At 69.2% G+C, this 26,754-nt stretch carries 23 protein-coding genes and 1 pseudogene; 7 read left to right on the forward strand and 17 right to left on the reverse strand.

Annotated features, from left to right (window positions below; all coding sequences use genetic code 11):
* Nucleotides 1-43 precede the first annotated feature (43 nt).
* Nucleotides 44-807: pseudogene (locus ABFX45_RS01215) on the forward strand (LysR family transcriptional regulator).
* Here the strand turns inward: ABFX45_RS01215 and ABFX45_RS01220 are convergent.
* From ABFX45_RS01220 to ABFX45_RS01235, 4 genes are read right to left on the reverse strand one after another with little or no spacing between them, the layout of a single operon-like run.
* Nucleotides 785-1,804, reverse strand: coding sequence for a copper resistance D family protein (locus tag ABFX45_RS01220; RefSeq protein WP_109630261.1), 1,020 nt, complete (start codon nt 1,802-1,804; stop codon nt 785-787). The pseudogene ABFX45_RS01215 and the gene ABFX45_RS01220 sit on opposite strands and share 23 nt — an antisense overlap.
* Entirely contained in the window at nt 1,801-2,325 is a 525-nt protein-coding gene (locus tag ABFX45_RS01225; protein ID WP_109630265.1) for a copper resistance CopC family protein, read from the reverse strand. The genes ABFX45_RS01220 and ABFX45_RS01225 overlap by 4 nt, the downstream gene beginning before the upstream one ends.
* Nucleotides 2,322-3,053, reverse strand: a complete 732-nt coding sequence (locus ABFX45_RS01230) for a YcnI family copper-binding membrane protein (protein WP_346126943.1) — start codon at nt 3,051-3,053, stop codon at nt 2,322-2,324. Before ABFX45_RS01230 ends, ABFX45_RS01225 begins: the two co-directional genes overlap by 4 nt.
* A gap of 45 nt (nt 3,054-3,098) precedes the next feature.
* On the reverse strand, nt 3,099-3,614 hold the full coding sequence (locus ABFX45_RS01235; RefSeq protein ID WP_109630273.1) for a hypothetical protein: 516 nt from the start codon (nt 3,612-3,614) through the stop codon (nt 3,099-3,101).
* A 58-nt stretch (nt 3,615-3,672) separates the two neighbouring features.
* Here ABFX45_RS01235 and ABFX45_RS01240 point away from each other — a divergent pair, with 58 nt between their 5' ends.
* Nucleotides 3,673-5,322 (forward strand): BCCT family transporter, encoded by a 1,650-nt coding sequence (locus tag ABFX45_RS01240; protein WP_109630276.1) that lies wholly within the window; start codon nt 3,673-3,675, stop codon nt 5,320-5,322.
* Here the strand turns inward: ABFX45_RS01240 and ABFX45_RS01245 are convergent.
* The gene (locus ABFX45_RS01245) at nt 5,300-5,734 is read right to left on the reverse strand and encodes a DUF6474 family protein (protein WP_109630279.1); all 435 of its coding nucleotides are present in this window, start codon (nt 5,732-5,734) and stop codon (nt 5,300-5,302) included. The two genes, ABFX45_RS01240 and ABFX45_RS01245, sit on opposite strands and share 23 nt — an antisense overlap.
* Nucleotides 5,735-5,816: 82 nt before the next feature.
* Here ABFX45_RS01245 and ABFX45_RS01250 point away from each other — a divergent pair, with 82 nt between their 5' ends.
* Nucleotides 5,817-7,460, forward strand: coding sequence for a TM0106 family RecB-like putative nuclease (locus tag ABFX45_RS01250; protein ID WP_109630283.1), 1,644 nt, complete (start codon nt 5,817-5,819; stop codon nt 7,458-7,460).
* 13 nt (nt 7,461-7,473) lie between these two features.
* On the opposite strand, the gene ABFX45_RS01255 is transcribed toward ABFX45_RS01250, so the two are convergent.
* A complete protein-coding gene (locus tag ABFX45_RS01255) occupies nt 7,474-8,232 on the reverse strand; it encodes an SDR family NAD(P)-dependent oxidoreductase (protein WP_109630286.1) in 759 nt (252 codons plus the stop codon).
* 293 nt (nt 8,233-8,525) lie between these two features.
* On the opposite strand from ABFX45_RS01255, the gene ABFX45_RS01260 reads away from it, so the two are divergent.
* Together ABFX45_RS01260 and ABFX45_RS01265 are read left to right on the forward strand one after the other, a co-directional pair.
* A complete protein-coding gene (locus ABFX45_RS01260) occupies nt 8,526-9,827 on the forward strand; it encodes a UDP-glucose dehydrogenase family protein (protein WP_346126947.1) in 1,302 nt (433 codons plus the stop codon).
* 19 nt (nt 9,828-9,846) lie between these two features.
* The gene (locus ABFX45_RS01265) at nt 9,847-11,628 is read left to right on the forward strand and encodes a gamma-glutamyltransferase family protein (protein ID WP_346126949.1); all 1,782 of its coding nucleotides are present in this window, start codon (nt 9,847-9,849) and stop codon (nt 11,626-11,628) included.
* Nucleotides 11,629-11,706: 78 nt separating this feature from the next.
* On the opposite strand, the gene ABFX45_RS01270 is transcribed toward ABFX45_RS01265, so the two are convergent.
* The 8 genes from ABFX45_RS01270 to ABFX45_RS01305 form a co-directional block, all read right to left on the reverse strand.
* Nucleotides 11,707-12,051: a hypothetical protein gene (locus ABFX45_RS01270; RefSeq protein WP_346126951.1), complete on the reverse strand. Its 345-nt coding sequence runs from the start codon at nt 12,049-12,051 to the stop codon at nt 11,707-11,709.
* A 242-nt stretch (nt 12,052-12,293) separates the two neighbouring features.
* On the reverse strand, nt 12,294-12,668 hold the full coding sequence (locus tag ABFX45_RS01275) for a hypothetical protein (RefSeq protein WP_346126953.1): 375 nt from the start codon (nt 12,666-12,668) through the stop codon (nt 12,294-12,296).
* A gap of 351 nt (nt 12,669-13,019) precedes the next feature.
* Nucleotides 13,020-14,765 (reverse strand): glycosyltransferase family protein, encoded by a 1,746-nt coding sequence (locus tag ABFX45_RS01280; RefSeq protein WP_346126955.1) that lies wholly within the window; start codon nt 14,763-14,765, stop codon nt 13,020-13,022.
* Nucleotides 14,762-15,286: a hypothetical protein gene (locus ABFX45_RS01285; RefSeq protein ID WP_170154704.1), complete on the reverse strand. Its 525-nt coding sequence runs from the start codon at nt 15,284-15,286 to the stop codon at nt 14,762-14,764. The genes ABFX45_RS01280 and ABFX45_RS01285 overlap by 4 nt, the downstream gene beginning before the upstream one ends.
* The gene (locus tag ABFX45_RS01290) at nt 15,283-17,166 is read right to left on the reverse strand and encodes a glycosyltransferase family 4 protein (RefSeq protein WP_346126957.1); all 1,884 of its coding nucleotides are present in this window, start codon (nt 17,164-17,166) and stop codon (nt 15,283-15,285) included. The genes ABFX45_RS01285 and ABFX45_RS01290 overlap by 4 nt, the downstream gene beginning before the upstream one ends.
* Before the next feature lie 28 nt (nt 17,167-17,194).
* Nucleotides 17,195-18,784, reverse strand: coding sequence for a class I SAM-dependent methyltransferase (locus ABFX45_RS01295; RefSeq protein ID WP_346126959.1), 1,590 nt, complete (start codon nt 18,782-18,784; stop codon nt 17,195-17,197).
* Nucleotides 18,784-19,962 (reverse strand): flagellar basal body-associated protein FliL, encoded by a 1,179-nt coding sequence (locus tag ABFX45_RS01300; RefSeq protein ID WP_346126961.1) that lies wholly within the window; start codon nt 19,960-19,962, stop codon nt 18,784-18,786. Before ABFX45_RS01300 ends, ABFX45_RS01295 begins: the two co-directional genes overlap by 1 nt.
* Nucleotides 19,963-20,060: 98 nt before the next feature.
* The gene (locus ABFX45_RS01305) at nt 20,061-21,725 is read right to left on the reverse strand and encodes a hypothetical protein (RefSeq protein ID WP_346126963.1); all 1,665 of its coding nucleotides are present in this window, start codon (nt 21,723-21,725) and stop codon (nt 20,061-20,063) included.
* A 156-nt stretch (nt 21,726-21,881) separates the two neighbouring features.
* Here ABFX45_RS01305 and msrA point away from each other — a divergent pair, with 156 nt between their 5' ends.
* Together msrA and ABFX45_RS01315 are read left to right on the forward strand one after the other, a co-directional pair.
* Nucleotides 21,882-22,541: a peptide-methionine (S)-S-oxide reductase MsrA gene (gene msrA, locus ABFX45_RS01310; protein WP_346126965.1), complete on the forward strand. Its 660-nt coding sequence runs from the start codon at nt 21,882-21,884 to the stop codon at nt 22,539-22,541.
* A gap of 130 nt (nt 22,542-22,671) precedes the next feature.
* On the forward strand, nt 22,672-22,893 hold the full coding sequence (locus ABFX45_RS01315) for a hypothetical protein (protein WP_146231375.1): 222 nt from the start codon (nt 22,672-22,674) through the stop codon (nt 22,891-22,893).
* 130 nt (nt 22,894-23,023) lie between these two features.
* On the opposite strand, the gene ABFX45_RS01320 is transcribed toward ABFX45_RS01315, so the two are convergent.
* From ABFX45_RS01320 to ABFX45_RS01330, 3 genes are read right to left on the reverse strand one after another with little or no spacing between them, the layout of a single operon-like run.
* Nucleotides 23,024-23,380, reverse strand: a complete 357-nt coding sequence (locus tag ABFX45_RS01320; RefSeq protein WP_109630323.1) for a septal ring lytic transglycosylase RlpA family protein — start codon at nt 23,378-23,380, stop codon at nt 23,024-23,026.
* Nucleotides 23,381-23,425: 45 nt separating this feature from the next.
* On the reverse strand, nt 23,426-23,818 hold the full coding sequence (locus ABFX45_RS01325) for a contact-dependent growth inhibition system immunity protein (RefSeq protein ID WP_346126968.1): 393 nt from the start codon (nt 23,816-23,818) through the stop codon (nt 23,426-23,428).
* Between the two features lie 58 nt (nt 23,819-23,876).
* Nucleotides 23,877-26,669, reverse strand: a complete 2,793-nt coding sequence (locus ABFX45_RS01330; protein ID WP_346126970.1) for an AfsR/SARP family transcriptional regulator — start codon at nt 26,667-26,669, stop codon at nt 23,877-23,879.
* Between the last annotated feature and the right edge of the window lie 85 nt (nt 26,670-26,754).

Here is a 26,754-nt window from a genome sequence, read left to right on the forward strand (position 1 = left end):
CCGGACCAACATCACTTCGGCCTGGTATCAGTACGGTGGTCCGGTGGAGACCCGAGAGCTCCGGTACTTCGTCGCGGTCGCGGAAGAACTGCACTTCGGCCGAGCTGCCGACCGTCTCGGCATCGCCCAGCCACCGTTGTCGCGGACGATCGCCCAGCTCGAACACCGGCTCGGCGTCGCGTTGCTGACCCGGACCAGCCGCAAGGTGTCGCTCACCGAGGCGGGCGCGGTGCTGCTGGCCGAGGGAAGGGCGATCCTCGGTGCGGTCGCCGCGGCGGAGAGGCGTACGCGGGGCGTCGACCGGCCTTCGCTGGTGTTGGCCGCCAAGGCAGGTGGTTCCAGCGAGCTGCCGGCGAAGCGGAGCAGATCCGCACCTGGCAACCGCTGCTCGACGGCCGTGCGGACGTGGCGATCCTGCACGAGCCGTACGACTCGACCGCAGGCCTCGACGCCGAGGCGCTCCACACCGAGAGCCAGTTCGCGATCCTCGCGACCTCGCACCCACTGGCCGGTGCGGCGCGGTTGCGGATGGCCGACGTCATCGACCTGCCGGAGCTCGCGCGCTGGCCGGAGCCCGACGGCACCTACCTGGAAGGCCCCGGCGTGGAGGTGCACAACCTGACGCAGCTGTTCCAGATGATCGCGCTCGGCCGTGCCGTCGCGGTCATGCCGGAGGTCGTCGCGGTGCCGGTCGTGGACGCGCCGAAGATGACGACTGTCATCGCGTGGCCGCCGCACAGCAGGTCGCGCGCTGTTGCCGATCTGGTCCGCGTGGCGACGGGGTTCAGCTCACCGGTGCACGGCTGAGCACCACAGCGAGCCCGAACGCCACTCCCATGATCGTCACTTCCAGGATCGCCCACTGGACGATCGCGGTGACCTTGTGCTGCGAGATCCTCGGCAGCAATCGCCACCGGATGTGCGCGCCGAGCACCGCGATCGCCGCGGCACAGACCGCCTTGCCGATGAACAGCAACCCGTAGCCGGTCGTGAACATCGACTGCGGGAACGGCACGACCGGGTTGAGAATCAGCTCCAGCAGACCGTTGAACAGGCCGGTCACCGTCACCACGATCAGGCTGACGGTCGCGACCCTGGAGAACTTCGGCAGGGCGACCGCCAGCAGTCCCTTGCGGTAGGCGACCAGCGCCATCAACGCGCCGAGCCCGCCCGTCCACGCCGCGGCGCCCAGCACGTGCAGTTCCATGGAGACCATCGAGTAGTCGTGGTACTTCCAGTTGGAGGCGTGCCCGGTCACCGGGATCGGCAGCAGTCCGAACATCGAGATGAGAATCCGCAGCTCAGCGGGCACCGACTCGCCGCTGCGCACCGCCATCACGCCGACCAGCAGGTAGACGAACGCGCAGGCCGCGCTGAACAGCAGGCCCTTGCCCGCGCCGACGGTCGCGATGTAGTCGATGGCGTTGCCGATGCTGACGTCGCTGCCCGGCCGCAGTTCGGCGGCCTGCAGCACGATCGCGAGCAGTGCCGTGACCACCCAGACGACCGCGGCGACGACCGCGGCCGGCCGAGCGAGGCGCAACACCGGTTCGGTGTGCGTCGGCCGGTCGAAGCCGAGCAGCTTCGGCAGGATCGACAGCCCGACGACGATCGTCGCCGAGACGTCGAGCAGCACCCGCGTCACCGGCAGTCCGTACCGGACCGCCGCCCCGGCGTCCACGACCCCGGCGACCACGGCGGGCGGTGCCAGCACGAGGCCGAGCGCGATGCCCGCGAGCGCGCCGAGGACGAGCCCGGTGAGCACGCGGTAGTGGGAGGGGGCGGCGGTCCGGACGTCGCTCATGCCTTGGTTCCTCCGCCGCGCAGGGCGAAGAACACGCCACCGCCGAGGAGGACCACGGCGCCGACGATCCACACCCAGATGGGCAGGCCGTCCCCCGAACCGCTGTCGGGCGTTGCGTTGGCGTCGACCTGGCGGGGCGTGCCGGTGCCGTCCTTGGTCAGCGTGAACGTCAGCTCACCGGACACCGGGTGGCCGTCCGCGGACAGGATGCGGTAGCCGATCTTGTACTGCCCGGCCTTGCCAAGCGCGTTGACCTTCGCGGAGACGGCGTTGTCCTTGATCGTCGGGTCGCCCTCGACCTCGTAGTGCCCGCCGTTGGCGTCGACGACCGAGATCGTGTTGATGCCCTGGCCGCCCTGCACTTCCTGGTCGAACGTCAGCGTGACCGTCGACGGGCCGACCTCCAGCGAGGTCTTGTCCTTCGGATCACTGCTGATCAGCGAGTTGTGCGCCGCCGCAGGGGCGGCCGTGCCGAGCACGGCCGCACCAGCGATCAGGCACGCGATGAGCGCCCGCTTCATGCCTTGCGCCGCGAACGCAGGATGGCGCCGACGCCGAAGCCGAGGCCCAGCGCACCGACGGCCAGACCGGCGCCACCGAGGTAGCGGGCGGTCTTGTCGGAACCGACCGACGCCTCGTGGGTGTCGGCACTGCTGTTGGCGGCGGGCGTCGTGCCGTGACCGCCGTGGCCGTCTTCGCCTGCCTTCTTCGGGGCGAGCTTCAGCGCGGGCGCCGGGTGCTCCGGCTCCTTGCCGTCGGCACCGGTCGACTGGGCCCAGTCGACGACCTCGCCGTTCTCGTAGGTCTGCTTCGCCGGCAGCTCCAGCTTGTCCTTCTCCGGCAGGGTGCCGAGCGAGACGAAGAACTCCTGGTACTCGTTGATCCCGATCTTCACGCCGGGCTCGGCGGTCCAGGTGATCGTCTTGTACGCCTCGGTGATCTCCTTGCCGCCGGCCGTCACGGGCTTGTCGAGCTTGCCTTTGACGACCTCGGACTTCCATCCGGCCAGCGGCTTGGTGCGCACCGAGGTGAGCGGGGTGTCCTGCGGCAGCGTGATCTCGAGCTTGATCGTGCCGGCGTTGTCCCGCTCGTTCGGGACGCGGAACGCGAACGTCGCGCGGCCGCCCTGCGTGAACTCCGAGGGCTGGGCGCTGACGTGCGCCGATGCGATGGTCGGGGTGCCGAGGACTGCGAGTCCGACCACACCGAGAACGGCGAGCGCGCGCACGCCAAAGCGATTTGTCGACATGAAGTTGTGGCTCCTGATTGCCAAAGGGATTGGGGGATTGGGTGATCAGGAACCACAGGGCGGGCCGCGCCGCCCGTGTGCACGCGTGTACAGCGTCGTGTGCTGCTGCTGCGTGTACGGCGTGCTGGTGAACGTCCGCACCGGCTTGGTGACCGGCAGCGGCGTGAGCCTGCGGGGGATCAGGCGTGTGACCGCGGAGAACAGCCTGAACAGGGCGTTCTCCGCGTGGAACAGGAGCAGACCGGTGAGCGTCGCGGCGACGAGGTGCGCTACGAACATCTGCCCGGTGAGCGTGTCGTTGTGCTCGTGGTTGACCCAGGTCAGCAGCAGGTGCTGCGCGAGCTGGGCCGTGCCGAGCCCGGCGATGACCGAGAGCCTCCCGGTGCGCTTGTCGGCGAGGCTGGCCGCGGCGAACGCGATCAGCACGACGAGCGGCAACGCGTGGATGAACTCCGACAGCTCTCCGCCGCCCAGTCCGTGCGCGGCGATCGTGAGCGCGGATGAGGTCAGCGCAAGTGCAGCACCACGCAGGGTGCGCAACTCACTCGACCGTGTGCTCACGGCCGTGAGAGTAATCGGAGGAGTTTGCCGCGGTCCATGAGCGGGTAACTGGGACCGCATGCACAACCAATGCGACCAGCCGGGCCGTACCGACAAGGTCGTGTTCGGCGTTGCCGCTGGTCTGACGCTTGCGTTCGTGGCTTGGGGAATCGTCGGCACGTCCAGTCTGGCGTCCTTCTCCAAGTCGGCACTCGGCTGGATCATCCAGCATCTGGGCTGGGCTTTTGTGATCTCGGCCTCCGGATTCGTGGTCTTCGCCCTGTGGCTCGCGTTCAGCCGTTACGGCAAGATCCCGCTCGGCCGTGATGACGAGAAACCCGAGTTCAAGACGGTCTCGTGGGTCGCGATGATGTTCAGCGCCGGCATGGGCATCGGCCTGATGTTCTACGGCGTCAACGAACCGCTGACCCACTTCGTGAAGCCACCGCCCGGCACCGACGGTGACCCGCTGGAAACCGCGATGGCCACCACGCTCTTCCACTGGACGCTGCATCCGTGGGCGATCTACGCGGTGGTCGGCATCGCGATCGCGTACGGCAGCTTCCGCCGCGGCCGGTCTTCGCTGATCAGCGCCGCGTTCGCGCCGTTGCTCGGGCGTCGGGCGGCCAGCGGCTGGGGTCGCGCGATCGACGTGATGGCGATCTTCGCGACGTTGTTCGGCTCGGCTGCTTCGCTGGGACTGGGTGCGCTGCAGATCGGCAGCGGTCTGGAGGCCGCCGGCTGGGCCGGCAACGTCGGCAAGGGTGTGCTGGTCGCGATCATCGCGGTGCTGACCACTGCGTTCGTCGCGTCCGCCGTCTCGGGTGTCGCGAAGGGCATCCAGTGGCTGTCGAACATCAACATGGTGCTGGCGGTGACGCTGGCGCTGTTCCTGTTCGTGGTCGGGCCGACCGTGTTCATCCTGAACCTGCTGCCGACCGCCCTGGGCGACTACTTCCGGGAACTCGCCACGATGGCGGGTCGTACCGCTGCCTCCGGCGGCGACGCGACCGAGACCTGGCTGTCCGGGTGGACGATCTTCTACTGGGCGTGGTGGATCTCGTGGACGCCGTTCGTCGGCATGTTCATCGCGCGGATCTCGCGTGGCCGCACGATCAAGCAGTTCGTGGCAGGCGTGATCCTGGTGCCGTCCGCGGTGTCGCTGGTGTGGTTCGCGATCCTGGGCGGGACGGCGATCTTCGAGCAGCGGTCCGGAGTCGACCTTGCCGGCCAGACCACGCCGGAGTCGCAGCTCTTCGCGCTGCTCGGCCAGTTCCCGCTGGCGACGATCGCCGGCGTCGTAGTCATGATCCTGGTGGCGATCTTCTTCGTGTCCGGTGCGGACGCCGCCTCGATCGTGATGGGAACGCTCTCCCAGGAAGGCACGATCCGGCCGACGAAGCCGGTGGTGATCTTCTGGGGTGTGCTGACCGGTGCCGTCGCCGCAGTGATGTTGCTCGTCGGTGGCTCGAACGCGCTGACAGGCCTGCAGAACCTGACGATCATCGCGGCGTTGCCGTTCATGGTCGTGATGGTCGGGTTGTGCGTGTCGCTGGCGAAGGACCTGCGATCCGACCCGATGATCAGGCGCGAGGAACGGGTCGCCGAGGTGATGGAGGAGGTCACCGCGCACCTCGACCCCGGACAGGTGGTCGAGGAGGCGGCGGTCAGGGCCGTGGCCGAGGTGACGGGGAAGACCCCGGAAGTCACCGCACGTCCAGGCGCCTGAGCAGTTCCTGCTCCAACACGTCCAGATCGGTTCCGACGGCCCGGTGCGCGGCTTTGCGCCGGGCCGTCGGCATGCGTTCGGAAGCACGCACGGCGGCCAGCAATTGGGCGAGGCGTGCCTCTGTCTTCGAAACCCAGGCGGCGTCGGAAGCGCGCAAAGACTCCAGGGAGTCCGAAAAGCCCACAATTCGCGCGTGCAGACGGGCGCCGTAGCCGGAGTACTTGCCGATGTCGGCGACGTCGATGCCGAGGCGGCGGGCGCGATAGCGGTCGTACTGCTCGCTCAGCATCCCAGCACCGCGGGCGATCACCGGAGCGAGGACCGGAATGAGTGCCGGGGCGATCACTTTTGCCACTCCGACCAGGTTCTTGGCCCTCTTGGGCGTGATCAGATGCCCGGTTTTGCGCGCCATTCGGGTACACCTCCTCCGTCAGATGAAACTTACTGCCCAGGTTGCTGACACATCAGGAGGACGCGCGACATACGCTGCATCAGTGACTTCCCAGGTGCAGCTAGACGCCGGCGTGGTCACTCGTTGTCGGCGGCGGGTGCACCTCGAAAACGATCCGGAGATGCGCGACGCTCCCAAGGCGGCGCCGGATCCGGCTTCGGAACAACGGAAAGCGGACGCGACGAACCATCGTCGCGCGGTGGCGGACGCGCTCGGGCGGATCGTCGGCTCGGACTTCTTCGAGGTGCCGAACGGACCCGACGTGCGCAGCGCGGACCGGGAACGGGTCACGCTCGCCGCGATGGAGATGGGGGCGCCCTACATCTGGGGTGCCGCACTGCCGCGTGATCCGCGTGGCGGGCGTCGCGGTGGCATCGACCTGCTGGTCAAGGACTCCACCGGGTACGTGCCGGTGCTCGTGGTGCGGCACAAGATCACCGATCCCGGTCAGGGCGCGCGCACCAGTCCGCTGACCATGCCGTTGCCCGGTGGCAGCCGCACGGACCCGCACCGCAAGGTCCGCCCCCAGCCGCGTGACCAGCTCAGGCTCGCCCACGCCCAGCGGCAGCTGCAGGCCGCCGGGTACGCGGCCCACGGGCGGGCGACCGGTGGCGTAATCGGCATGGACGCGGACGTCGTGCTGTGGCACGACCTGGAAGCGCCCACGTGGCCCGGTGGCCGCACGGCCCTGGCCGAGTACGACGCGCGGTTCTCCGATCGGCTGGCCGTGGCGCTGGCGGCGGTGAACCAGAAGGACCCGCTCGCCAGGCCGTCGCGGATCGTCGACTGCAAGACGTGCCCGTGGTGGCCGACGTGCGACAACGATCTCAAGCAGGACCGGGACGTCAGTCTCGTCGTGCGCGGTGAGGACGCGGTCGCGTTGCGGAAGGCCGGCCTGTCCACTGTGGACAAGCTGGCCGAGCTGGACCCGCTGGCAGAAGGGCCGCTGCAGCTCGTGGGCATGCCGTTCGGGGACGCGGTCGTGCTGGCGCGGGCGTGGCTACGGGATCTGACCCTGGTGCGGCGGGTGCCCGAGATGAGGGTGCCCCGCGCGGACGTCGAGGTCGACGTCGACATGGAGAGCTTCGGCGATCTCGGCGCGTACATGTGGGGCTGCCTGCTGTCCGGAAAGGACATCGACGAGGAGCAGGGTTACCGCGCGTTCGTCACGTGGGACGCGCTGCCGTGTGATGACGAGGCTCGGTCGTTCGCCGAGTTCTGGACGTGGCTCACGGGCATCAGGCTGCGGGCGAAGGCGCGTGGGCTGAGCTTCCGCGCCTACTGCTACAACGAGCTCGCGGAGAACCGCTGGCTGCTCGCGTCGGCCGAGCGGTTCGCGGGCAAGCCGGGCATTCCGACCGTCGCGCAGGTCAAGGAGTTCATCGGGTCGGACTCGTGGGTGGACCTGTTCGGGATCGTCCGCGAGCAGTTCCTGTGCGCGCACGGCAAGGGCCTGAAGATCATCGCGCCGGTCGCGGGCTTCCAGTGGCGTGATCCGGAGGCCGGTGGCGAGAACTCCATGCGCTGGTACCGGGCGGCGGTGGGGATGAACGGCGACGCGCTCGACACCGAGCAGCGGCGGCGGTTGCTGGAGTACAACGAGGACGACGTCCGGGCCACCCACCGCTTGCGCGAGTGGATGACCTCGGACGCCATGTCGAACCTGCCGTACGCGGGCGACCTCTAGTGCGATCGCCGCGCTAGCGAGGAGCCATCCGGAGAGCGCCGTCCATGCGGACGACCTCGCCGTTCAGGTAGTCGTGCTCCACCAGCGAGATCGCGAGCTGCGCGTACTCGGACGGCTGGGCCAGGCGCTTCGGGAACGGCACGCCGGCGGCCAGGCCCGCGCGGAACTCGTCGGAGACCGTGGCGAGCATCGGGGTGTCGACGATGCCGGGCGCGATGGTCAGCACGCGGATGCCGACGCTCGACAGGTCGCGGGCGGCAGGGAGGGTCATGCCGACGACACCGCCCTTGGACGAGGCGTAGGCGACCTGGCCGATCTGGCCGTCGAACGCGGCGATCGAGGCGGTGTTGATGATGACGCCGCGGGCGCCGTGCTCCAGCTCCTCGGTCTTGCCCATCGCGGCGGCGGCCAGGCGAAGCACGTTGAAGGTGCCGATCAGGTTGACCTCGATGACCTTCCGGTAGAGGTCGAGGTCGTGCGGGCCGGTCTTGCCGACGGTGCGGGACGACGGGCCGATGCCCGCGCAGTTCACCGTGATGCGCAGCGGGGCCCCGGAGCCTGCCGCGGTGTCGACGGCGGCCTGGACCTCTTCACCGGAGGTCACGTCGGCGGCCAGGTAGGTGACGTTCTCGACGACGTCGGCCTTCTCGATCGCGCTGGGCAGGTCGAGCGCGAACACCTGCGCTCCACGCGCCGCCAGCGCACGTGCGGTCGCGCCGCCGAGACCGGACGCGCCACCGGTGACGATGGCCGCGGTACCCGAGATCTCCATGCCTTCATCCTCCTCGAAGCGAACTGCTCGCGAGGAGGTTAACGCTCGTTACCTGAACATCAACGGTCGGACCAGTGGAGCAGCGCCACGAGCGGCACCGCCGCCAGCAGCGCGAGGCCGATGAAGATCGTCGCGATCGTCAGAATTCCCATGCCCTGAACTGTGCCGTTCGAAGGTGTTCGAAACATCGGCCGCGCCGGTAGACCTCTGGTAGGAGATCTGTCACGGTCAGCTACAACGAAAGTCGTACGGAGTTCGTTCGGCGGACAACTGGGCCTGTCAGGGTCAATCTCATGTTCGCGCGTCGTATCGCCGTCGTCGGCACCGGCTACGTCGGGTTGACCACCGGGGCCTGCCTCGCCTCTCTCGGTCACCGCGTGGTGTGCGCGGACGTCGACTCGCTCAAGGTGGCCCGGCTGCGTGCCGGCCAGGTCGACATCCTCGAACCTGGGCTCGCCGAGCTCGTCGTCGAGGGACAGGCCGCCGGTCGGCTGGCGTTCGTCGTCGGGGCCGCTGCCGCGGTCGCTGATGCCGAGGTCGTGTTCTTCTGCCTGCCGACGCCGATGGGTGCGAGCGGCGCGGCCGACCTGAGCGCGGTGGAGTCGGTGGCCGCCGAGATCTCCGAGGTGCTGCCGTACGGGGCCGTCATCGTCACCAAGTCGACGGTGCCGGTGGGCACGTCTGGGCGGGTGCGCGCGCTCCTCGGCCGTGAGGACGTCGCTGTGGTGTCGAACCCGGAGTTCCTGCGTGAGGGAACCGCCGTGCGCGACTTCCTGCACCCGGATCGGATCGTGGTCGGCTCGGACTCGCCGTCTGCCGCTGAGCGGGTCGCCGCCTTGTTCGCGAAGCTCGGTGCACCGACCGTGCTGATGGACGCGGCCAGCGCCGAGATGGTCAAGTACGCCGCGAACTGCTTCCTCGCGATGAAGCTCTCGTACGTCAACGCGGTCGCTGAGCTGTGCGAACTGCTGGGCGCCGACATCGAGTCGGTGTCCGAGGGCATGGGCTACGACAAGCGGATCGGGCAGTCGTTCCTGCGGCCGGGGCCGGGCTGGGGCGGTTCGTGCCTGCCGAAGGACACGCACGCGATGGTGCAGATCGCCGAGGCGGTCGGAGTCGACTTCGGGCTGATCCGGTCGACGATCGAGGCCAACGTCCGGGCGCAGCTGCGTGTCGTGGACAAGGTTCGTGCTGCTTGCGGCGGTTCGCTGGCCGGGACCCGGATCGGCGTGCTCGGGCTCGCGTTCAAGGCCGGCACGAACGACCTGCGCGACTCGCCGGCGCTGGCCGTCGCGGAGCAGCTGGTGCTGGACGGCGCCGACCTGACCGCGTTCGACCCCGAGGTGACCGGGCCGGTGGCCGGGATGTTGCTGGTCGACGACCCGTACCAGGCGGTCGAGGGCGCCGAGGCCGTGGTGCTGCTGACCGACTGGCCGGTGTTCCGGACTTTGGACTGGGTGCGCGTCGCCGAACTGATGGACGGCCACGTCGTCGTCGACGCTCGCAACCATCTCGATGCCGATGCGTTGGGACGCGCCGGACTACTCCATTCGGGTGTGGGTCGTGCATCACTCGGAGTCACGCAATTTAGTTAGCCTCGCGTACCTTTATGGGGTGTTCACCACGCGCCCCGAACTCGTCGGCACCTTCGGCATGGTCGGCTCGACCCACTGGCTCGCCTCGTCGGCAGCCATGGCTGTACTGGAGGACGGCGGCAACGCCTTCGACGCCGCTGTCACAGCCGGATTCGTTCTTCAGGTCGTGGAACCGCACCTCAACGGCCCCGGTGGCGAGGTTCCGATCATCTTCGCGGCGGCCGGATCCGCTCCGCGCGTGCTGTGCGGGCAGGGTGTGGCACCGGCGGGTGCGTCGATCGAGCACTACACGTCGCTGGGGCTCGACCTCGTTCCTGGCAGCGGGTTGCTCGCCGCCACCGTGCCGGGCGCATGGGACGGCTGGCTCACTCTTCTGCGTGACTACGGCACCAAGTCGTTGCGCGACGTGTTGGACAAGGCGATCGGCTACGCCCGTGACGGCTTCCCGCTCGTGGCCCGCGTCGTCGACACCATCGAGATGGTCTCCGACCTGTTCCGCGACCACTGGCCGACCTCGGCCGCGCAGTGGATGCCCGGCGGTTCTCTGCCGGTGCGCGGCGGCCGCTTCCGCAATCCGAAGCTCGCCGACACGTGGGAGTGGCTGCTCGCCGCCGGCGAGGCCGCGGGCTCTGACCGCGAGGCGCAGATCGAGGCCGCGCGACGGGCCTGGTCGCAGGGTTTCGTCGCCGCGCAGGTCGACGAGTTCTGCCGTTCGGCCTTCCGCGACGACTCGGGTCGCGACCACGCCGGTGCGCTGACCGGTGCCGACATGGCGTCGTGGGAAGCGTCGTACGAGGACGCTCTCACTGTCGACTTCGGTCAGTGGTCGCTCGTGAAGGCCGGCGCGTGGACGCAGGGACCCGTTCTGGCGCAACAGCTCCGGCTGCTGGAGGGCTACGACCTGTCCTATGTGGACGGCAGGCCCACCGCTGAGACAGTGCATCTCGCCGTGGAGGCCGCCAAGCTCGCCTTCGCCGATCGCGAGGCGTGGTACGGCGACGTCGACGACGTTCCGCTCGAGACCTTGCTGTCGCGCTCCTACGCCTCCGAACGGCGTGTGCTGATCGGGGACTCGGCTTCGTTCGAGCTTCGTCCTGGTTCGCCCGACGGCCGGGAACCGTTGCTGCCCAAGCACATCATCAGTGGCCCGTCGGTGCTGACCTCCGACCTGACCGGCGCGATCGGCGAACCGACCGTGGCCCGCTCCGGCGTGACGCGCGGCGACACCGTGCACGTCGACGTCGTGGACCGCTGGGGCAACATGGTGTCGGCGACCCCGTCCGGCGGCTGGCTGCAGTCTTCGCCGACGATCCCGTCACTCGGCTTCTGCCTGGGCAGCCGCGCCCAGATGTTCTGGCTGGACAAGGATCTGCCGAACTCGCTGGCCCCCGGCAAGCGCCCGCGGATCACGCTGTCGCCGTCGATGGCGTTGCGCGACGGCGAACCGGCCATGGCGTTCGGCACGCCCGGCGGTGACCAGCAGGACCAGTGGCAGCTCGGCTTCTGGCTGGCGCACATGGCGGGCCTGAACCTGCAGGAGGCGATCGACTCACCGATGTGGCACTCGAACGCGTTTCCGAGCTCGTTCTACCCCCGCGCCTGGACCCCCGGCGAACTCGTCATCGAGTCACGCGCCGGCGCGGACGTCCTGGCAGCGTTGCAGAGCATGGGCCACCAGGTCGTGGACGCCGGCGAGTGGACCCTGGGCCGGATGTCGGCCGTGGCGAGGGATTCCGCGGACGGACTCCTGCGCGCCGGTGCGAATCCGCGCGGCACGCAGGGCTACGCGGTCGGTCGCTAGCCGCCGAAAAGTGGAACGGCGCCCGATTCGAGGGGGGAGGGAATCGGGCGCCGCCCCGGCCAGGAAGTACTGGTTGGATCAGATGTCGACGCCGGCGAGGGCGTTCATCGGACCCTGCGGCTCGTTGAGGCCGAGAAGCGTCGCGCCGGGAACGCCGTTGGCGCCCGCGTCCACGTTCTCCACGAGCGCGGTCACGTCCCAGTCCTGCGTGTTGATGGCCTGGATCTTGCCGGTCGCGTCCTCGGTGTTCACCGAGGCGAGGTCGCTCACGCTGGCAACGTCGCCCAGCTGGTCGCCGAGGTTGGGCTGGGTCTGCGCGTCGGCGTTGGCGATGTCGGCGTGTGCGGTGCCACCCAGGCCGAGCATTACGGTGGCACTGCCGAGGGCAACAGCGGCCCCTGTGATGGTCTTCCTGAGGTTCATGGGCGCGAAAGTGTCGCATCGGCCCCCTCTACATCAAGCTCTGTAACTCGGGAGGGGGAACTTCTTCATCCATTACGGGCACGAGGCACCGCGCCGACGAGGCGAAGTGGGATTGCGCTGAACGGCTCAGTCACGCGTATGTGCGACTTCAGAAATCGGGCGAAATCGGTCATCGCCGCGCCCGATCGGGCAGCGTTCAGCGGCGCCATCAAGCGCGGCGACTTCGAAAATGATTGACCGAACTAGGCGATCGCGCCCGGTGGAAGTTTCAACTTGAATGGCAGCGTCGTGACGACAGCCAAATCCGAAGCGGTCGCCTTCATCAACGTGGGAGCGTTGCGAGCCCCTGGCTCCGGCAGGTCCAGCAGTCGGTCCACGGCCTCGCAGAGCGGGCCCTCGTAGATCCACACGGCCTGCGCGGGCCTGGCGGAGTCGCGAACCGCGGGCAGACGTCCCGCGCGCGCCTCGGTCTCGGACCAGAACAGGATGGAGTCGATGAACCCTCTGCGCTGCTTGAACGCCATGATGCGGTCGAGCTGGCCGGAGTCGTCCCTCAGGTGGAGGAACTGAAAGCCACTCTCGCGCAGCTCGATGACCTTGCTCAGTGCGTGGTCCATGGCGCACCTACCCCTGTGAGGTCCCCTTCGGGTGACCGTTCAGTCATACGACCCGAAAGGATCGTACGGTAAGTCAACGTTCGTCCGTAAGCCGTAGTCCGAACGAGTATCTCAATTGGTGGACGTTAGTGGCTTAGGGTAATCACTGGCGTCCTTGTTGGGAGAAACGGCCAGGAGGGCCATTACGGTTCGCGTCAGGAACGCCAAACCTCCCAATGTGACTAATGTCACGCTGATCCACATGTGTCGCCTCCGAGTGGTGACCTACACAGGTAGTAGACGTGTAGCACTCGTCGCGGGTTGCAGCTCGCTCCGACTCGCCTTCTTAACAGAACCCGTTCACAGTGCCCATCACAGGGACGCCCAAACCCGATGCGGGTGAAGATCCACCGGACGGATCGGCGGGTCCGGGCGCTGACGCTGCAGCAACACCTGCTGAACGAGCACCGACGACTCCACCGACCGCCAGAAGACGTGGTCCTCCAGACCCTCCAGCAACGGGTCGGCCGTCCACCCGCCCAGCTTGTCGATCACCGGCCGCCGGACCAGGTAGCCGCAGCCGAGGTACGGGGTCTGGGCCAACCGGCGCGGCTCCGGCGGCAGCGCGGCGACCAAGCCGGCCTGCGGGTCGCCGATCGGGCAGTGCGCCACGTCCGCGTCGGCAGCCAGCAGCCGGGACACCAGGTGACGCGAGGCGCGCAGGCCCGAGTCGAGCACCAGCACGTGGTCCGCGCCCGAGCGCTCCAGCAGGCCGTTGCGCGCGACGCCGCGCCCCAGCGGCATCTCGTGGTGCAGAACAGCGGTCGCGTTGCTCCGTGCAGGTGTGGACGTGCCGTCCACGCACAGCAGGATCCGTTCCGGCCGGACCGTCCCACCGAGCAGGTCGAGGATCAGCTCGTCCGGGTCGGGTTCGCCGGGCCGCTGCACGATCAGGACGTCCACTCCGGACCCCGGCGTCACGGGCCGGTGGTCGTGCCACTCGCGGCCGGCGGCGCGTTGGGCGAACGTCGTCCGCTCCACGGCCAGTGCGCACGCCATCACCTCGGCGTCGGTCACCGCGCGGCCGAGCGACGCGACACCGGCGAACTTCGGGTCCCACGAGGGTGTGTCGACGGCCAGCGGCTTCTCCGCGGTCGCGGCGGCGGGTTCCGGCAACGACGGCAGCGGCGCGACCGAAGCGCGGCCGTCCACCAGGGACGCCGCGAGCTCGATCAGAGTCCTGGCCGAGCCCAGCATGTCCAGGCCGTTGCGCACGAAGTCGTACCCGGCAGCCCGCAGCTCGCGTTCACGCGCCACGTCAGAGGCCAGAGCCGCGGCCACCGCGCCCAGTGACGCCGCCGAGGCCACCACCAGGTGCTTGCCCGGCACCAGCGGCTCGACGTCGGTCGACGGCTCGGTCAGCACGACGCAGCCGTTCGTCAGCGCCTCCAGCACCCGCACCCATTCGAGCGCCTTCGACTGCTCGCGGTGCAGGTTGATCAGGAAACGCGAGTCCGCGAGGTGCGCGAACTTGGCCTCGCCGGGGAGGAAGTCGATCCGTTGTGGACCCATCGGCTCGTGCGGCGGGGTCAGCAGGCGGACCCGCAGATCGTCGAGGTCGCGCGAGTAGCCGTTGAGCAGCAGCGCGCGCCGTCGTTCCGCGGTACCCAGGTAGGTGACGTCGATGGAACGGCCGGCGTCCGGATCGCCACCCCACCTGTCCCACAACGGGGTGTACCCGAGCTGGAAGTGCTCGACCGCGACACCGCGGCGGCGCAGCTCCTCGGTCGAGTCCACGTTGATGTCCACGGCCCCGGCGAGTGACGGGACCAGGGACGCGGTGCGGTCGAACGTCATCGTGCCGGGGTGCTCGACGCAGAACGCGATGGTGCGGCGCAGCAGTTCCGGTGCGGGACGGTCGGCGACGGGCGTGACGTAGAAGTACTCGTGCGGGACGACGACGTAGACGGTGTCCGAGGCGGGCTCCGGGAAGCGGCCCCGCGCGGTGCGGGCGCGGCCACCGGCACGCCGGACGGCGTCCGCGACGACCTCCAGCAGCTCCTCCATGAACACCGAACCGCCTGCCGCCGAGACGAGGCAGAGGTCGGGTGAGGTCATCGTGTCTTCCTGCGAACGGCGCGCAGCGGTGCGGTGACCCGCCAGCTGATCGTCGCGCGGGTGGCGGCCAGCTCACGCGCGAGGTGCGCGGCCCGGGCCTCGGCGGCGGCGATCCGGTCGGCGCCGGCCGCAGAGGTGGTCACCACCGGTGCGGACGGTTCCCTGCCTCCCAGCACCACTTCGGCGTCGAGCAGCCGAAGCCGCAACGCGTCGCGCTCGGCGCGCGTGCCGGTCAGCTCGTTGCGCAGCGCGTCGCGTTCCTGCCGGGCGACCGCGAGCTCCGCCTGCAGCGCTTCGATGGCGGCGGCCTGCTCCTCCGAGCTGCGCACGGCTTCCGGCAGCTCGGCCAGTCGCGCGGCGAGGCGGTCGCGTTCGGCGATCAGCTCGCGGGTGGAGGTGTCGGCCTCCTGCAGCTGACCGAGCAGCTTCTCGCGTTCCGACACGAACACGACCCGTTCGGCGCGCAGCCTCGTCAGCTCGGCGCGCACGGGGCCGGGCAGGTCGCTGAGATCGTCGTTCATCGTTCCCCCTGGTTCGCGATCTCGGACAGCACGTCGGAGTACTCGTCGGCGTACCCCGTCGGCTCCAGCCAGTCGCTGAGCTTGGCGAACGCGTTGTCCGCGAACTCGCGGCGGCGTTCGGCGGGTGTGTCGAGGGCGCGCAGAAGCGCCACCGTCAGTGCGTCGGCGTTGTTCGGCTCGAACAGCCAACCCGTGCGGCCGTCCTCGATCATTTCGCGCGCACCGAAGACGTCACTGGCCAGCACCGGCAGGCCGCAGCACACGGCTTCGAGGATCGAACGCGGCAGCGACTCGATGTCGGAGGCGTTCACGAAGAGGTCGGCCGCGTGGAACCACGGCGTCGGGTCGCGCTGGATCGGCACGAGTCGCACCGACTCCTCCAGCCCGCCGCGTGCGACGAGGTCGTCGAGCGCGAGGCCGTACGGCGTCGGGTGCTGGCCGACGATCGCGACGACCAGGTTCGGCGCCACGTGCCGCACCCGTTCCGCCGCCGCGATCAGTCCCGCCTGGCCCTTGCGCGGCTCGACGACACCGACGTTGAGCAGCAGCAACGCGTCCTTTGGCACACCGAGTCGCTCACGTGCCTCACGCCGCCGGTGCTCGCTGATCCGGCCGCCGAAGCGGACCATCGGCGTGCCGTAGCGGATCGTGCGGCAGCGTTGCGGCGTCGAGTGACCGACGAACATCTCCCTGGTCGCGTCCGCCACGAAAAGCAGGCGGTCGACGGTGCCGAGGCTGCGTTCCCAGCGCTGCTTCACCGCGGGCGCGAGGCCTGCGGGACCCCAGTTCTGGAACGAGAAGTCGGCCAGCTCGAAGCTCTCGTGCACGACCCACGCCGTCGGCAGGCCGGCGCGCTTGGTGGCGTCGGCGGCGGAGAACGCGCCGAGTGTGTTGACGAGCGCGACACCGGCACCGGACGCACGGGCGATCATGGCCAGCTCGCTGACGTGGCCCTCGTAGGACGCGATGTCACCGATCCGGTAGTGCGAGGTCAGGTGCACCGGCACGCCGAGCGCCGCGCAGTCGTCGCGCAACGGTCCGTCGACCGGCGTCACCACGGTCGCGCGCCAGTCGTGCTTCTTCACCAGCCCGGTCAGCAGCTCCTGCAGCCACAGCTGACCGCCACCGATCGCGAGGCTGTGCGTCAGCACCAGCACGTGCTTCGGGTCGCGACGGTCGCGCACGCCTTCCAGCAGCGACAGCGACTGCGCCTCGAGCTCGTCGGCGAGCAGCTCGTCCGCCGCGTCGCCCGCCGGGTTGCGCACCGTCACGAACCGCGTCGGCGAGGTCCACTCGCCCACGCCGTGCGTGGTCAGCCGCACGCGGATGGAGACCCGGCGCGCGCCACCCGGCGGGATGTCGACCGGCACGCGGGCCTCGAACCCGCTCACGACCGCGTCCGGGAAGTCGGGGAAAGCGGCGCCGACGTCGGGGCGTGGCAGGCGGGTGCGGGCACGCGTGACGCCGCTGCCTTCGACGAAGACCTCGACCATGCTCGGCGCGCGGCTGTTCAGCATCGCCCAGCCGGTCACGAGGACCAGGTCACCGGTCACCTCGGCGTCCGGGGCGGGGCCGTCCAGCTCGACCAGTGCGAGCGGGTCGTCGCCCTCGTTGCTGCCGACGACCACGATCTCTTCCAGCAGCAGCTCACCGGCCGGCCCGAACACCCTGACCGGCTGCACGCCGTTGGGCACGGGCTGAGTGGTGTGCGCGGCCCAGCCGGCGGCGCCCTGCGGTGCGCCCTCGCGCTCGCGCAGGGTCGTCGGGCGGCCCGCGATGTGCACGCTGACATCCGCCGGTGCGATCCCGCGAACCCAGCCGGTCAGCTCGAACTGGTGCCCGACCGGCCCTGCGGGCAGGTCGACGAACGCGCTGATCATCGTTCTGCCCGCACGTTCTCGATCGCTCTCATGTTGTCCCCCCAACCAGCTCGGCAAGGCGGTTCTGCCAAGCCGTCCTCAGGTAGTCCTGTTCCCGCCGCAGCCCCGCGCCGTTGGTCGAGCCGCAGATCCGCACTGCCTGGAACCACGCCTCCCTCTCGACCACCGCGTCCACGTAGGACGGCGCGTGCCCGAGCAGCACCCCGAGCCACCCGGCCAGATCGCGAACGGTCGTGCGTTCGCCGGCACCACGCCAGCCGACGGCGGCGAGCTTGTCCGCGGTCAGCAACAACCCGCGCTGCTCGACGTCCTCGATGCTCATGCCCTCGACGCACCACTCGAGATCGACGGCGATGAGCTCATCACCGGTCATGAGGAGGTTGTGCGGCAACAGGTCCCAGATCGCCGGGCCCAGGTCGGCTGCGTCGCGGCGCAGCAACTCTCGCCACGCCGTGAGCAGCTCTTCCAGCCGCCACGGCTCGTTCACCAGCAAGGTGATCAGTGGCGTGCCCTGGACGAGCGGCTCGTCGTAGCCGCGCACCGACACGTCGTCGGCGACCGGGGTGATGAGCGGGGAACGGCGGACGATTCCGCCGTCGAGCACTTCGGAACGCGTGCACCAGCGCGCGGCCCGGTCGGTGTTGAAGTACACACCGAGGCGATCGTCGGGCCACAACGGGCTTTCGCTCGTGTCGGTGGTGGCGATGACGAGAAAGCTGTTCCACGCCTCCGCGGCGATGCCCGCGTCGACGAACTGGCGCCACAGCAGGGCTTCGTCGACGGGGCGTTCGTCCGTGAAACCCCAGTCCGGGCTGGGGAAGTGCGGGATCACCGTCGCGAGCGCCGGGTGCCGCTCGGCGAGCTCAGCCGTCAGCACCGCGCGGGTGATCTTGTAGTCCGGGAAGCAACCGAGCGTGCGCACCGGCCGGAAACCCGCGTCGGACAACAGGTTCTCCAGCGGACGCCGGGCGAAGGTCCTCGCCGGACCGCCGTCGGGATAACCCTGCACACCGTCCCAGCGGATTCCGCTGTGGTCCTCGCGGCCGCCCGCGAGGTACTTCACGCCGAGCTGGTTCTCGATCGCAAGCACCAGCGCGCCACCCGGCTTCAGCTTGCGCCGCAACGACTCCAGGAACGCGGGACGGTCCGGCACGTACTCCAGCACGCCGATGACGAACACCAGGTCGTACGCCTGCTCGTCCGGCACGTCGTCGACGACACCGACGAACACCTGGACGTTGTCCAGGTCCGAGACCCGTTGCGCACCAACGGCCGCACGCGCGGCCACCGGTTCGACTGAGTCGACCAGCGCCAGGTTCTCGCCGAGGTACCGGGTGATCGCGCCGCAACCAGATCCGATCTCCAGCGCCGTCGCACCGGCGGGCAGATCGAGAGCGCGCAACACGTTCACACGCCCTCGATCGAGGTGATACCGCTCGGCCCAGCTCTCGCCGGCGGCGTGGTGCAGCTCGTCGCTCAGCGAACCGCGATCGCCCGCCTCGGCGATGATGGCGCCGACCATCTGCTCGGCCCCGTCGAGATAGGTGATCCCGTGGTGGCTGCCGAGCAACCGGCAGCCATCGCGCTCGACCAGATCCAGCTTGCGCAGTGGCGTCATTACGGGGCGGGGAAGGACTTCAGCGCGGCCTGGACCTGACGCTGGTAGCTGCCGCTGAGGCTGGCCTCGCCGGTCATGGGGATCTGGTCGACGTTGACGCGCACGACGTTCTTGCCGGAGGCCCAGAGGCCGCGGTAGAGCGCCGCGTCGTTGTCGACCTTCTTCTCGAAGATCACAGAGAGGGGCATCTTCGGCAGCGGTTCCTTGATGAACACCAGGCCGTTGGCTTCCTGGTACGCCTTGAGCTGCGCGACGAGCGTCTCGGCTTCGGCCTCGCTGTTGGTCGGGAACACCATGACCGAGAAGGCATCCGGCGTCGGGCCGAACTGGTCGGGCTCCTTCTGGCCGGACTTGAACGGGACCTTGGTGATCTTCAGTGCGGTCAGCAGGTCGGCCTCGCCCTGGTCGAGCATCTTCAGCTCGACCAGCCGCGCGGTCGCCGCGACCTCGATCTTGAGGTCCTTCTTGCCGCCGGGCTCCGGGAGCTGCTCGAGCAGGATCTCGAGCGGTTCGGTCGGCTTCGGCTTGCTGGTGGTGGTCGGCGTCTGCGACGTCGACTGGGCCTGCGTCTCGCCGCCACCGCCTCCCTGGCGGTTGACGAGGAAGTACACGCCGGTGCCGATACCGCCGAGCAGGAGCATGACGACCAGCACGATCAGGATCTTCTTGCCGGCACCGCTGGACGGCTTGTCGTCGAAGACCTCAGGGCCCTGCGCGATCCAGCCGGGGGACGCGTCGCCCATGCTGAACCCGTCGCCGCCGGTCGTCCACGGCGGGGGCGCGCCGATCTGCTGGTTCTGCGGCCCCGACTGCCAGCCGCCCTGGTTCGGCGGCGCCACGGGCTGGACGAACTGGGTGCGCTCGGAGTCCGGGTTGCGCTGCCCGCCGCCCGTCACGACCTGCGTGGCCTCCGGGTTCGGCTGCGGCTGGTTCACCGGCGGCTGGTTCGTCTGCACGACCTGAGTCGCGTCAGCACTCGGCGGCGCGGCCTGCTGCGTCGGCGGCTCCGCCTGCCAGCGGAACGGGGGTGCGAACGGTGCCTGCTGACCGGCGGCAGGCTGCTGCGGTGCAGCAGGGCCTGCGAGGATCGTGTCTCGGCGGCGACGGTAGTCGTCTGCTGAGATCCGCCCCTCGGCGAGAGCGTTGTCGAGCTCGCGCAGGTCGTCTTGCCAGGCCATCTTCCGGCTCCTCCGGGTCTTGCTGGGCGAGTGCCATTGTTGCGCATCACTTCCGGCGGATTTCCGCCGAGCCGCTCTGCACGATGTCTTCTTCCGCGTCAGATCACGGTGACGATCCTGTACAGCTGGCCTTCCGCGCTGACCAGCACGATCAGGTCCTTCGTTCCCGGCTTGGCGACCGCGGCCCAGCCGGAGCGCCCGGAGCCGTTGGAGATCACCTCACGCACGTCGGGCCTCGGCAGCCCGACCGCTCCACCGCCCACGACGAGGCCCGTCTGGTCCGTGATGAAGACGCAGTCGACGGACTTCGCGTTCACCTGGGCCCAGCCGGTGATCTCGGTGTCGCCGCGGACCTCACCGGTCTCCACGGCACCCATCGTCGACCCGGACTCGAACTTGGGCGCTGGCAGGTCCTTCGCCGTCTTGAGGTCGACGGTGGTGCCGAGCTCGGGACCGTGACATCCGAGAGTGAAGTCGTCGGTGAACGGATACGCCTTCAACGCGCGCATCGGTGCCAGCGACATCGGCGTCGCGGACATCTTCAACATGACGGACTTCGCCTCGAGGTGCATCGCGACGGCGAGCACCGGCTGCTTGGGGTAATAGCTGCGGGTCGCGCCGGCCTGGTAGGTGCCGACGGCGAACGTGCCGATGCCGACGACCAGCGCGAACGGGATGATCCGGGTGCGCAGGAACCTGGGGCCGAGCACGGCCAGCAGCACCACGACGGCGCTGGCCGCGAGCAGCGACACCATCGCGAACCGCGGAGCCAGTCCTTCGTTGACCGAGAACCGCGCCCGCCCGAACCCGATCAGCGCCGCGACGAGCACGGTGTGCACGCCGAGCCCGATCCAGCCCGAGTAGTCGATCCGCGGCGTCTGCGGCTCCTGCCGTTCCTTCACCGCGCGGACGGTGAAGATCCCGTACAGCACCACGATCACCGCTCCCACCATCGACGCGAGGTCGATGGCACGGGACACCCAGGCCTCACCGAGCATGGTGAGCGCCGTCGCCAGGTACGTGTCCGCGCCGACCAGCTGGATCGTCGGAGCGACCGGGTGCTCCTGGGTCATCCAGTGGATCATGACTCCGGCGCCGAGCACCACCGGCGTGACGATGCGCCACCAGTGGTCGCGGCGCAGGAACGCGATCAGCGCGAGCGTGAACCACACGGGGTAGGCCGAGCCGTGCCCGAAGCTGCCGATGAGCGCGAACACCAACGCCGGCACGGTCCACCCGTGATGCGCGAACGAGATCGCCACGACGGACGGCATGAGGCCGAGCAGCCAGTGCGTGCCGCTCATGCCGATGCCGTAGTACTCGAGCGCCGACGACGAGAAGACGAGGAAGGAGACAGCCACGGCGACGGCGGCGCGCGGGAGCCCGGTCAGCCGGGCCGGCAGCATCCTGATCAGCGCGAACAGCATCACGATCGACATCAGCACGCAGAAGACGCCGAGCACGTAGTTGTAGCCGTTGAAGTACTTGGCGTCGGCCCAGAAGGCGAGCGAGGCGAGCACGGCCGGGTGCTCGTTGTGCAGGCGCCAGACCCCGTCGGTCAACTCACCCGACTTGTCGACGGACTTGGCGATGACGACCCAGTAGTCCCAGAAGTGCAGCTTCGGCGACCGGATCGCCTCGGCCAGCGCGATGAGCACGGGCACGGCGACCAGTGCCCAGAGTCCCCACTTGAGCAAGGACGGTCTCCTGCGGCCCTCGACAGGAGCGACCTCGGGGATCGCCTCCGTTACATCAACCGCCATCGAGCCGTCCTTGACTTGCGGGAATGGTGAAAGACCGGGTGACCCCCGGCGGCCACAAAGTACCTGGCGCACCGGGTATGCCGCCGCGAAACCACGGATTGTTACCGTTCGGCCTCTGTAACTCGTCTCACGTGCGGAAATGACTACATTGGCCGCATGGCGCTCTTCGGTCGCGACAAGCAGAGCGCGGTAGCGCCCGAGGAAGCGCTACCGGGCCGCTCGACACCGGTCGAAATACCGGGATCCCACGCGGTCTTCCCCGAACGGACCCTCACCCCACCCTTCCCCTCAGGCCACCGCACGGCCGTGTTCGGCCTGGGCTGCTTCTGGGGCGCCGAACGCCTGTTCTGGCAAACCCCCGGCGTCTGGACCACCGCCGTCGGCTACGCGGGCGGGCACACCCCCAACCCCACCTACGAAGAGGTCTGTTCTGGACGGACGGGGCACGCCGAGGTCGTCCTCGTCGTGTTCGACCCGTCCGAACTGCCCTTTCAGGACCTGCTGCGCGTCTTCTGGCACGGGCACGACCCGACGCAGGGCATGCGGCAGGGGGCGGACATCGGCTCTCAATACCGGTCGATGGTGCTGTACGCGGACGAGGGCCAGCGGGTCACGGTTGTCGCTTCTCGCGACGTCTATCAGGGGGCGTTGACCGCGGCTGGATACGGGCAGATCACCACGGAGATCGTGCCGGTCGGCGAGTTCTATTACGCCGAGGACTACCACCAGCAGTACCTGTCGGACGCGAAGAACCCGTACGGCTACTGCGGTCTCGGTGGTACCGGTGTCTCCTGCCCGGTGGGCCTGCACGCGTAACGGCAGTCCACTAGCGACACATCAGCAGAAGATGAGTCCACACGGCCGCGTGGTCGTGGTCGTCGTGGTGGTGGGCCGCGGCCGCGTGGTCGTCGTGGGGGCGGGGGGCGGCGCCTGAGTCGTTGTCGTCGTGACCGCGGCGGTCGTCGTGGTGGTGGTCGTAGTCGTTGTCTTGGAAGAAGAAGACGGTGCGGACGACGACGGTGCGGACGACACTGTCAGTGATGGCGTCTCAGTTGGCGTGGGCAGCAGAGAAGGCGTGTTGATCAGCGAGACACGCGCCGGTCTGTCGCCGTCCGGCAATGTCGGATCGCCCGAGGCGAGCGATCCGACATGCGGTGCTAGCACGTAAAACGCGGCGGCGACCGCACCAAGGAGCGCCCCGGTTGCGAGCCGACCCGGCCCGCTCATCGCCGCCAACACCCGGATTGCCTATCTCGTTCACTCGATCGGGTCAAGCAGAACGATCGTTTTCTACTCAACTAAACCTTGTTAACCGTCACGCCGACCACGCCCTGTGACAACGGTGCGATGGCCTTGAAGGCCTTCGGGGTCAGGTCGACGCAGCGTCCGGCGATGAACGGACCGCGGTCGTTGATCCGCACGGTGACGGTCTTTCCGTTGGAGCGGTTCTTGACCTTGACCTTCGTGCCGAACGGCAGCGTCTTGTGCGCGCCGGTGAGCTTGTTGGGGTCGAAGCGCTCGCCGCTGGCCGTCGTGCCGCCACCGGTGTAGTAGGAGGCCTTGCACGTCTCGGCCGAGGCCACGGGCGAGAAGAACACTGCAGTAGCGGCGAGGGAGGCCAGCGTGAGGCCGGCGGCCGCGAGAGTCTTTGCCATGGCACCAGCAACTCACCGGGCGGCAAAGAGACGCCTAACGCGCGCCTAACCGGGAAACTGCTCGGCCGCGGACACCAGGAGCTGCCAGTCGCCCTCCGGCAACGTGCGCAGCCGGTCCAGCAGGACCGTCATCCTGGTCAGCAACTCCGGGTGATCGGCCCAGAAGGAGTGGTCAACTCTCAGTAGAGCTGCGAGCAGGTCGCCGGGGTAGAGCGCGAACGAGCGCAGCGGGTCCGACTCGACGTGTTCCAGCGCCAGCAGTGCGGTCACGTCCAGGCCCACCTGGTGCGTCACCAGCAGGTACAGCGAGGTCGGTGTCAGTTCGCGCACCGGCAGGTCGCGCAACTCGCACAGGTCGCGGTACAGCTGGGTCGACGACGAGTCCGGTCTCAGCCAGGCGTCGTCGCTCAGGTGCGCGAGCGTTCTGTCGCGGTTCACGCGCCCATGGTCCACGCCGGGGGAAGACCTGGTGCCGTGACCACCGATCTTCAGCGCGTCACGATCGCGCGACTTCCTTCTGCGCTGCCGCGACCACGGCAGCCACGGTCATCGCCGAACCTTGCGCGAACTCGGCGGCATAAGCCTCGTCACCCAACGCCTGCAGGCACAACGCCACGCACTGGTCGTGGGACGCCGCGAAGCCGGCCGATCCGAACAGCGGCAGGCCGACCGACTGCCACACCCGGTCGGCCCCGCCCAGCAGCAACGCCGCGTGCGCGGCAGACCCGGTGACGACCGAGATCAGCGCCAGCAGCTCCACCGACACCGCGATCCCCAGCAAGTCGTTGAACTTCTCCTTGATGCGCAACGAAGAAGTAGCCAGCTCACGGGCCTCGACGACGTCACCCCGTCTCATTGCGACGAAGGCCAGCACGTACAACGCGTACGCGCGCGCCCACAGCTCGCCGTTCTCCTCACACACTGACCGAGCCTCGGTGCACAGAGCAGCCGCCCGGTCGAGCTCACCGCCGAACGCCGCGGTGATCGCCAACGCCACCCGCGCCATGATCACGTTGCTGTCCAGGTGCCCCAGCTCTGAGTGCCGCCGGTCGGCCTCTGCCAGCAACGACGCGCCCAGCGGCAGATCGTCGTCGAACACCGTCGCCGCACCCTGCACACAGGTCGCGTAGACGTCCGCGTCCGCGTCGTCCAGCAGAGCGGCCTCCGCGCGGCACGACGCCAGCAGCGCCGGCACCGCGGACGTGTTGCCGTGCAAGGTCGCCACGTACCCCGCGACCCACAACGCCTTGCAACGCGCCCGTGACGGTTCGGCCTCCAGCGACAGCGCCCGGTTCAGCCAGTACCGTCCCTCTGCGAGCCGCCCGCAGCCGACCCAGTAGAACCACAGCGTCGCCGCCAGCCGCAGTCCCGCGTCGGCCTCGCCCGGTGTCGTCAGCGAGTACTCCAGCGCGGCACGGATGTTGCCGCGCTCGGTCGTCATCGCCCCGATGGTCGCGGCCTGCCGCGGCGTGAACCAGGCACGCTCGCCCTGCTCGGCGATGCCCGCGTACCAGTTGCGATGCCGCAAGCGCAGCCGTGACTCCTCATCGGTCGCGCGCAACCGCGTCTGCCCGTGCTGGCGCATGGTCTCCAGCAACCGATAGCGCGCCGCACCCGCGTGCTCTTCGCGCTGCAGCACGGACTTGTCGACCAAACCGTCGATCGCGTCGAACATGAAGTCCGCGGTCAGCGTGTCGTCCGAGCACACCGCCTCCGCCGCGGCCAGGTCGAAGCTGCCGGCGAAGACCGACGCGCGCGCCCACAACAGCTGTTCGCGCGGCGAGCAGAGGTCGAAGCTCCACTCCATGGTCGCGAGCAGGGTCTGGTGCTGCGGCAAAGTGGTTCGCCCGTTGTCCGTCAGCACATTGAGCCGGTCGTCCAGCCGTTCCAGCAGCTGTGCCGGCGTCTGGGTGCGCACCCGCAACGCGGCCATCTCGATGGCCAGCGGGATGCCGTCCAGGCGCCGGCACAGGTCCGCGACCGCCTGCTCGTTCGCCCCCGTGATGACGAACGTGCCAGGCACCGCGGCGTTGGCGCGCTGGGCGAACAGCGTCGCGGCCGGATACGGCACGGACAACGGCGCCACGGACAGCACCTGCTCGCCGTAGACCCGCAGCGCGCGCCGGGACGTGGCGATGACACGCAACCGAGGCGCCACCCGCAGCAGCGTGTCGACCAGAACCGCGCAGTGGTCCACGACGTGCTCGCAGTTGTCCAGCACCAGCAACGCGTCCCGGTCGGCCAGGAACTCGGTGAGCACGGTCAGCTGCCCGCGCCCCGTCTGGTCGACCACGCCCAGCGCCTCGGCCACCGCGTGCGGGACCAGCGCCCGATCGCGCAACGCCGCCAGTTCGACCAGCCACACCCCGTCCGGTGGCTGCTCTCCCCGCGCCACGTGCACCGCGAGCCGGGTCTTGCCCACCCCTCCGACACCGATCAGCGTGACCAGCCGGTGTTGCTTGATCAGGTCCGCGACGTGCTCGGTCTCTTGCCGTGCCACGAAGCTCGACCGGTCGGCCGGCAGGTTCCCGCGCACCAGCACCGGGACGCGTTCGGGCAGGTCGAGCCGTGGATCGGAGGTCAGCATCGCCTGCTCGAGATCGAGCAGCCGCGTGCCGGCCTCGTCGACCAGCACGCTGCGCGCCCGGTGGAACGCGGCCAGCGCCTCCGCCTGCCACCCGCACCGGTAGAGCGCAATGATCAGCTGCTCCCACAGCCGTTCGCGGAACGGGTGCTGCTCGACCAGCGAGCTCACCAGCGGCGCCACCGCGGCGTGCTCCCCGAGCGCCAGCGAGGACTCCATCAGGTGCTCGGTCGCGTTCATCCGCAGCTCGACGAGCCGCGCCGACTCCTGCCGCGTCCACTCGCCCGGCCGGCAGTCCGCCAGCGGATCACCCGTCCACAACGCGAGCGCTTCACGCAACAGCCGTGCGGACTGCACAGGGTCGTCGCTCTCCCATGCTGCTGCGACGAGCGCCTCGAACCGCGCCACGTCGACGGTGTCGGCGGACGCGTTCAGCACGTAGCCGGGTTCGCTGGTCGTGATCAGCTCACCGAGCCCCGCGTCCCGGATCTGGTTGCGCAGGCGCGCCAAGAGGCTGTGGAGGGTCTTCGTGGCGCTCGCTGGTGCCTCGTCCGACCAGAGCACGTCCATGAGCGCGGTCCTTGGCACCGTCTCCCCGGGATTGAGGGCGAGCCGGGCCACGAGGGTCCGCTGTCCCGCGCTGCTGAGCTGGACTGCTCCGTTCGGACCGGTGAGTTCGAGCGGTCCGAGCAGCCGGATGATCACGTTGTTGGTCCTGTCGTCAGCCCCCGACAAAGGCTGGAACCGCGCCAAGATATCGCAATGGAATTCGACCCGAGAATCAACGCCC

The sequence above is a fragment of the Lentzea roselyniae genome (assembly GCF_039537795.1).
Lineage (GTDB): Bacteria > Actinomycetota > Actinomycetes > Mycobacteriales > Pseudonocardiaceae > Lentzea > Lentzea atacamensis.